Source organism: Synechococcus sp. R55.7 (assembly GCF_047461955.1).
Lineage (GTDB): Bacteria > Cyanobacteriota > Cyanobacteriia > Thermostichales > Thermostichaceae > Thermostichus.
Genome location: NZ_JANSIC010000160.1, coordinates 1 through 5936 on the forward strand (window position 1 = coordinate 1; position 5936 = coordinate 5936).

Sequence of the window (5936 nt, forward strand, 5' to 3'; positions counted from 1 at the left end):
GCTTTTTCCAAAACGCGGCGGGTGCGGTCGTTCTGCTGTTGCTGGCTGCAATAGCGCTGCTGCCCCTGGTAGTGGGCCAAAATCTGGCCGGGATCCGTCTGTGGGGGGATCTGCTGCGCCAGCCGGCAGTGAATTTCCAGGAAACGGCAGGCAAAGTGCAAAAAGCGGTCGGCCTCTGCTTCGTCGGCAGGACGGACGAACAGGCAGTAGGGAGAAAAAATCGTGCCCCACTCCGGCAACCGGCGCCGATGCTGGAAAGGGGCCAGATGGGATCCCAACGCTTCCAGCTCTTGGATATAGAGATCGGGCAAGCTGGGGGTCACCGGCGAGAGATCGACAATGGCGGCGCTCACCTGTCCGCGACCGACCACAATGTCGCAACCGAACAGCGGCAGCGGGTACTGCGGCTGCGGAAACATAACGCAATGGAGAATGTCCAGGCTTTGCCCGGCCTGGGCCAGCTCCAGGTGCAGCTTGCGAAAGGGATCCCCTTGGTAGCAGCGGTTTTCAATTTGCAATTTCTCACCCTCTAGGCGGCCTTCCACGTAGCCCAGATCTTCAGGCAGAGGATAGGGGGCTAGGGTGAGGGTAGATCCCCAAACGTTCAGGATTGCCTCAGATAAGCCCTGAATGAGCGGATGCAGTTGGGCAGAGAGAGCAGGAGCGGTGAACATAAGACTCTAGAAGAAAGGCCAAGAACCCCATCCAACCTTGACCTTGGCTCCATGCCAAAGTGTTATGGGGGAACCGCACCGCTGATGCGAAGGGCTTGGGTGGGATCCCCAAAAATCCCAGAGGCCCTAGCTGGGCAAGGCGTTCTAAAACTGTATGCCTGAAGACGGAAGGGGTGGGATTCGAACCCACGGTGACCTTGCAGTCACAACGCTTTTCGAGAGCGTCACAATCAACCACTCTGTCACCCTTCCAGTCAGCTGTGGGGCTTTACCATCTTAACGGCAAACCGAGTCTCCTGCTTCTTCCCAGCCTCAAAGCCAAGCTTGTCTCCTCCCGCGGGATGCGGTTGATGGGAAAGTGCTCCGCACCGCTGGCGGGAACGCCCAGATGAGATCATAGGGATATGGCTGCTCTATCCATTCACCACTTTCGCCAGGCCAAACAGGCGGGTCAACCTTTGGTGGCCCTCACGGCTGCCGACTACGCCACCGCTCAGATTTTGGATCAGGCTGGGATCGACTTGATCCTGGTGGGCGACAGCTTGGCCATGACCCACTTGGGGTATACCAGCACCCTGCCCCTGACGCTGGAACAGATGCTCCATCACGCCCAGGCGGTGCGCCGCGGGGTAGAACGGGCCTTTTTGGTGGCCGACTTGCCCTTCTTGACTTATCAAGTCCACAAAGAACAAGCTCTCCTCTCAGCAGGGCGGTTGATGAAGGAGGCAGGAGTCAACGGGGTCAAGCTGGAGGGGGGCTACCCCGACATGGTGGAAACGGTGGCCTTTCTGGTGCAGCGGGGGATCCCGGTTTTGGGTCATATCGGCCTCACTCCGCAGGCCAAACATCAACTGGGGGGCTATCGCCAGCAGGGAAAAAACCCTCCAGAGGCCGAGCGTCTGCGGCAAGAAGCCCTCAGCCTGGAGCAAGCAGGGGCATTTGCCCTGGTTTTGGAGCACATGCCGGCGGAATTGGCTGCCCAAATCTCAGCCCAGGTGGGGATCCCAACCCTGGGCATTGGAGCCGGGCCGGCCTGCGATGGGCAGATTTTGGTCACCCACGACCTGCTGGGGCTGAGCGAGCGGCTCCCCCCTTTTGCCAAGGCCTATACCAATTTGAGACAGGCGATCCGAGAAGCAGTGGAAGCTTTCGCCGACGATGTTCGCCAAAAAGTATTTCCCCCCCGCTGAAGGGATCCCTTACCCATTCAAAGCTTGGGCAGAGGTGCTATGCCTACGGCACCTCATACTGCTACCTACTGCTACGCAATGCTTATGGGAACGGGAACCGCACCGCTTTCTCAAGGCTGGGCAAGGATAGGGCGACCTCAGGGATCCCTGAGCAGCACCGTCCCGGTCACCACAGCGCTTTGGCCCAACCGGTCGAAGACCCGCAAACTGACTAGGTAGGAGCCGGGCACCAAGCTTAGGGGAGGACGAATGCGGAAGCGGGTTGTACAAGACACCTCTCCCGACACACAATTCACCTGCGCTGCCGATAGCGTCTGCACCTCGATCCCTGACCACGACACCTGAAACGCCAGCTCCGCCGGGATCCGGCCCGGCACCGATACCGAAACCCCCAGCTCCAAAAAGCCGTTCCGATGTACCACAGAAGGAATATCGCTGCTGGTGATCAAAGGCGGCGGCGGAGTACTGGCCGTCAGCGCATCGGCACCACAACCGACCAAGGCCACGCCCAGCAGGCCCAGCGCCCATCCCCAGGATTTGGATCCCAGCTTCATCACAGGGTTCAATCTGAAAACTCACCTTCTCAGTATAGAGGGTGGGGATAACAGGCTTAGCGTCCTTTTCGAGAAAAACTAAAAATTCACGCCACATATAGTGGCAAGCTGGATTTTTGCCCAAACCATCTGCTACAGTAAGGCCCATAACCTGTCGAGCAGCCTGGATATGGAAGGGGAAGAGGAGCTAAAAGCCTTGCGGGCGCGGGTGCGCAACCTAGAGCGATCCCTCGCCGAATCGGAAGCGCTGTCATTGCAGCAGATTGAGTGCATCCATCGCCTGGAACATCAACTGCTGGAAGCACAGGCCCAGATTCAAGAGCGGGATCAAGCTTTGCAAGCGTGTCAAGAGGAGAAAGCGCGGCTGGCCCAGCGCCCTACCCTAGAGGCTTTTCAGCTTCAGCAACAGCACATCGAAGAACTGCAGAATCTCCTGTGGGAAATGGAGCGCCGTCCAACGCTGGAGCACTACCACATTCTGCAGCAGCAGTTGCAAACCAGTCAGACGGAAATTGAAACCCTCAAGGCGGAATTGCAGCGGCGCGTCGATCCGGCCCGATTTTACCAACTGCAGCAGGAGCTCCTGGAGCTGAAACAGCAGGCCAACCAATTGGGAGAATACGCCGTCAAGTTGCCGCAGGTGCAGCTTTTGCAAGCCCAACTGCAGCTCCGTGTACAGCAGCTAGAGGAGGAAAAAGCACAATTGCAAGCGCAAATCCAAGAGTTGGCTGCTCGACCTTCTGCACAAGAACTGGAAACCCTACGGGCGGAGCTAGAGGCTGCCCACCGCCAAGCGGAAGCCGAATGGCAGCGTTTGAAGACCCATCTGGAAACCGAAAAGGCACACATGGAAGCTGACCTGAACACCGCCCGGCAACGTATTCGCGAACTGGAAGAGCGTCCTACCCCAGAGCAATGGGCACGCTTGCAGGCGGAGCTGGATCATCTGCGCCAACAGGCCTCTTTTGCCAAGGCCGAGCGGGACACCTTGCTGGAAGAGCTGCAGCAGAGTCAGCGGCAGCAGGCCGAGCAAGCCCAACAGATTGCCAAGCTGGAAGCGGAAGCAGCCCAGGCCGCCCACCTCAGGGAAACAGAGTCCTCACAGGCGCAGCGAATCCTTGCCCTGGAGGAGCAGGTGCAGGCTTTGACCCGCGAGCTTGGTGCTTTGCGAGCCGAGCGGGATCAGCTCATGCAAGAGTTGGCCCAGCGTCCCACCCTTGCCCAGTGGCAGGAAGTTCAGCAGCAGGTGCAGGACACCCGAGAAAGCCTGGAAGCAGCCCGGCGGGGGCGAGAACTGGCCGAGGCCCATCATCTGGTCAGCCAAAAGCAAATCGAGAAGTTGCAGCAGCAGGTGATGGCTTTGAAAACCGAGTGTGTGCAGGCCCACGCCTACGCGCAAACCCAAGAAAAGGAAGTGGCCCTGCTGCAGCAGCGCAATCAAGAACTGGAAGAGCAACTGGCCACACTGCGTCAGTCGGCCTCCGCTTCCCCTCAGCCAGCGGTTGTCGAGCCCAGGTCGAATCATCGGGCCCAGGAACGGATTCCTGCCGCGGCTGACGAGTCTGCTCCTTCCCCGGCCACCACCTGGAGAACACCCACCCCAGGGATCCCGCCGCTCACCCTGGACGAGCGGGAAGAAAGTGCCCCGCTCGGCTGGCGCCAACGGACAGAAAGGCTCCTGAAACGCTCCGCTTTGGCCGCTTCACGGGCAGGAGGGGAAACGGGCAGTCGCAACCGGATTGAGTTGCCGACTTTTGTGCAGCGGCGGCCCTACTGAGCGCTCCATTCTCGGGGATCCAACCGTTCTCCAGCTTGAAAACGAGGCCAAGCCCAGCGCAACAGGGCTCCCAGCTGGGCATGAAACCGCTCTGGGGCAAATTGCAGAGCATGGGCCCGAATCCGCTGCGGATCCCATTCCTGTCGATCCGCCTGCCGCAGCCCTTCCACCAGCGCTTCCACACTGGCCTCGGGAATGAGGATGCCGGTTTGGCCGTGGATGACCGTCTCTTGGGCACCTCCCCGGTTGAGGGCAACCACGGGGCGGCCGCAGGCCTGGGCCTCCACTGCCACTAGGCCAAAATCCTCCTCCCAGGGGAACAGCAGCAGCCGGCAATTGGCTAGCAGTTCCCGGAAACGATCGGGGGGCTGATGGGGCAAAAACTCCACCTGCGGCCCCGCCAGTCGCTTGAGCCGAGCCAGCTCCGGCCCTTCGCCCACAACCAGCAGCCGACGACCCAGCCGTTCACAGGCGGCAATCGCCAGATCCACCCGTTTGTAGGGCACCAGTCGGCCTGCCACCAGGTCATAATCGGCGCTGGGATCCGCCACCGGCTCCAACCCCTGCAGCGGAACGGGCGGATAAATGACCACAGCCTCGCGGCGATAGAGCTTGGCAATGCGGCGGCGAATGTGCTGGGAGTTGGCGATCAACAGATCTGGACGTTGAGCTGCCAGAAAATCCCATTGGCGCAAGCGGTGCAGCAGCCATTGGCCAATTGCGCCAACAGGCCCGCTTCTCCCCAGCCCTTCTCGCTGCAGATACAGCTCCCGGTTCTCCCAGAGGTAACGGGTGGGGCTGTGGATGTAGCTCAGGTGCAGGGTAGAGGCTCCCGTCAGGATCCCTTTGGCAAAGGCGTGGCTGCTGGAGATCACACAGTCATAGCCGGAGAGGTCGAAGCTCTCATAGGCCAACGGCATCCAGGGCAGCAGATACTTGAGGCGGGCATGGTAATCAGGGCGCAGCACCCCCAGCCACTTGGCCCAGCCTTGCAAAAAAGAGGTGTGAATCGACAGCTCCTGCCAGCTCGGCGGCAGGGTGTGAGCGGAGAAGAGACTGACGTAAAGGGGGGCCTGGGGGGCAAAGGCCACCAGCTCCTGCAGAACCTTTTCCGATCCCCCCGGCCAGATCAGGTACTCGTGCACCAGGGCCAGGCGCTCAGGCCAAGCGAATGCTGGCCCGGGAGAGGGGGAAAGGCCACAGGAAGGGATCCCCAAGGGTCAGGCACTGTCAGGACTTGGCAGAGCGGCGCTTTTTGCCAATTGGGCCGCTCACCTGCTTGGCTTTCTCGTCGATCCGCTCATTGATGTAGTTGTAGATCTCGCGGAAGCGAGGCAGGGCCCGCATCTCCAGGCGACTGCCGTCCTTGAGGGTGAGCACCATGTCTCCCCACACGCCCAAGCCACGGGGCACCATAACCACCTTGGCAATCTCGCCGTAGATTACATCTGAGCGCTCCTTGCCGCCCCATCCCCCAATCACGGTGATGCGACGATTGGTAATCCGATAGTGTACCCACAGCTTACGCACCAGTGCCCCCACAAACAGAGGCAAGCCGACAAGTGTAGCCCCAATGAAGGAGTTCAACACCAAATCGCCACTGTGGGGGCCGCCCTCAAAAAAAACCTCCTCTTGCACCGCCATGCAGAGCACCGTCCGGTTGTTTAGAGTGTTGCCGTTAACGATCTTAAACGATTTCTCAGCTTTCCCCAACTGGGGCTAACGGCAGGTTCGGGATTGG

6 protein-coding genes and 1 tRNA gene are annotated in these 5936 nt (G+C 60.1%); 2 read left to right on the forward strand and 5 right to left on the reverse strand.

Annotation, left to right across the window (positions count from 1 at the left end):
* Both NW820_RS09045 and NW820_RS09050 read right to left on the reverse strand, forming a co-directional pair.
* A partial coding sequence (locus NW820_RS09045) for a phycocyanobilin:ferredoxin oxidoreductase (RefSeq protein ID WP_414407305.1) occupies positions 1 to 674 on the reverse strand: 674 nt, incomplete at its 3' end.
* A gap of 165 nt (positions 675 to 839) precedes the next feature.
* Positions 840 to 926, reverse strand: a tRNA-Ser gene (locus tag NW820_RS09050).
* Between the two features lie 152 nt (positions 927 to 1078).
* Between NW820_RS09050 and panB the strand changes: the two genes are divergently transcribed.
* Complete coding sequence (gene panB, locus NW820_RS09055) at positions 1079 to 1864, forward strand: 3-methyl-2-oxobutanoate hydroxymethyltransferase (protein WP_414382350.1); 786 nt, start codon at positions 1079 to 1081, stop codon at positions 1862 to 1864.
* Positions 1865 to 2001: 137 nt separating this feature from the next.
* Here the strand turns inward: panB and NW820_RS09060 are convergent, their stop codons facing one another.
* Complete coding sequence (locus tag NW820_RS09060) at positions 2002 to 2421, reverse strand: hypothetical protein (protein WP_414356681.1); 420 nt, start codon at positions 2419 to 2421, stop codon at positions 2002 to 2004.
* 97 nt (positions 2422 to 2518) lie between these two features.
* On the opposite strand from NW820_RS09060, the gene NW820_RS09065 reads away from it, so the two are divergent.
* Positions 2519 to 4195 carry a hypothetical protein gene (locus tag NW820_RS09065; RefSeq protein WP_414407306.1) on the forward strand — a complete coding sequence of 559 codons (1677 nt, stop codon included), beginning with the start codon at positions 2519 to 2521 and terminating at the stop codon, positions 4193 to 4195.
* Here NW820_RS09065 and NW820_RS09070 read toward each other — a convergent pair.
* Both NW820_RS09070 and NW820_RS09075 read right to left on the reverse strand, forming a co-directional pair.
* Entirely contained in the window at positions 4189 to 5340 is a 1152-nt protein-coding gene (locus NW820_RS09070) for a glycosyltransferase (protein ID WP_414407307.1), read from the reverse strand. The two genes, NW820_RS09065 and NW820_RS09070, sit on opposite strands and share 7 nt — an antisense overlap.
* Positions 5341 to 5425: 85 nt before the next feature.
* Entirely contained in the window at positions 5426 to 5839 is a 414-nt protein-coding gene (locus tag NW820_RS09075) for a PH domain-containing protein (protein WP_011432347.1), read from the reverse strand.
* Between the last annotated feature and the right edge of the window lie 97 nt (positions 5840 to 5936).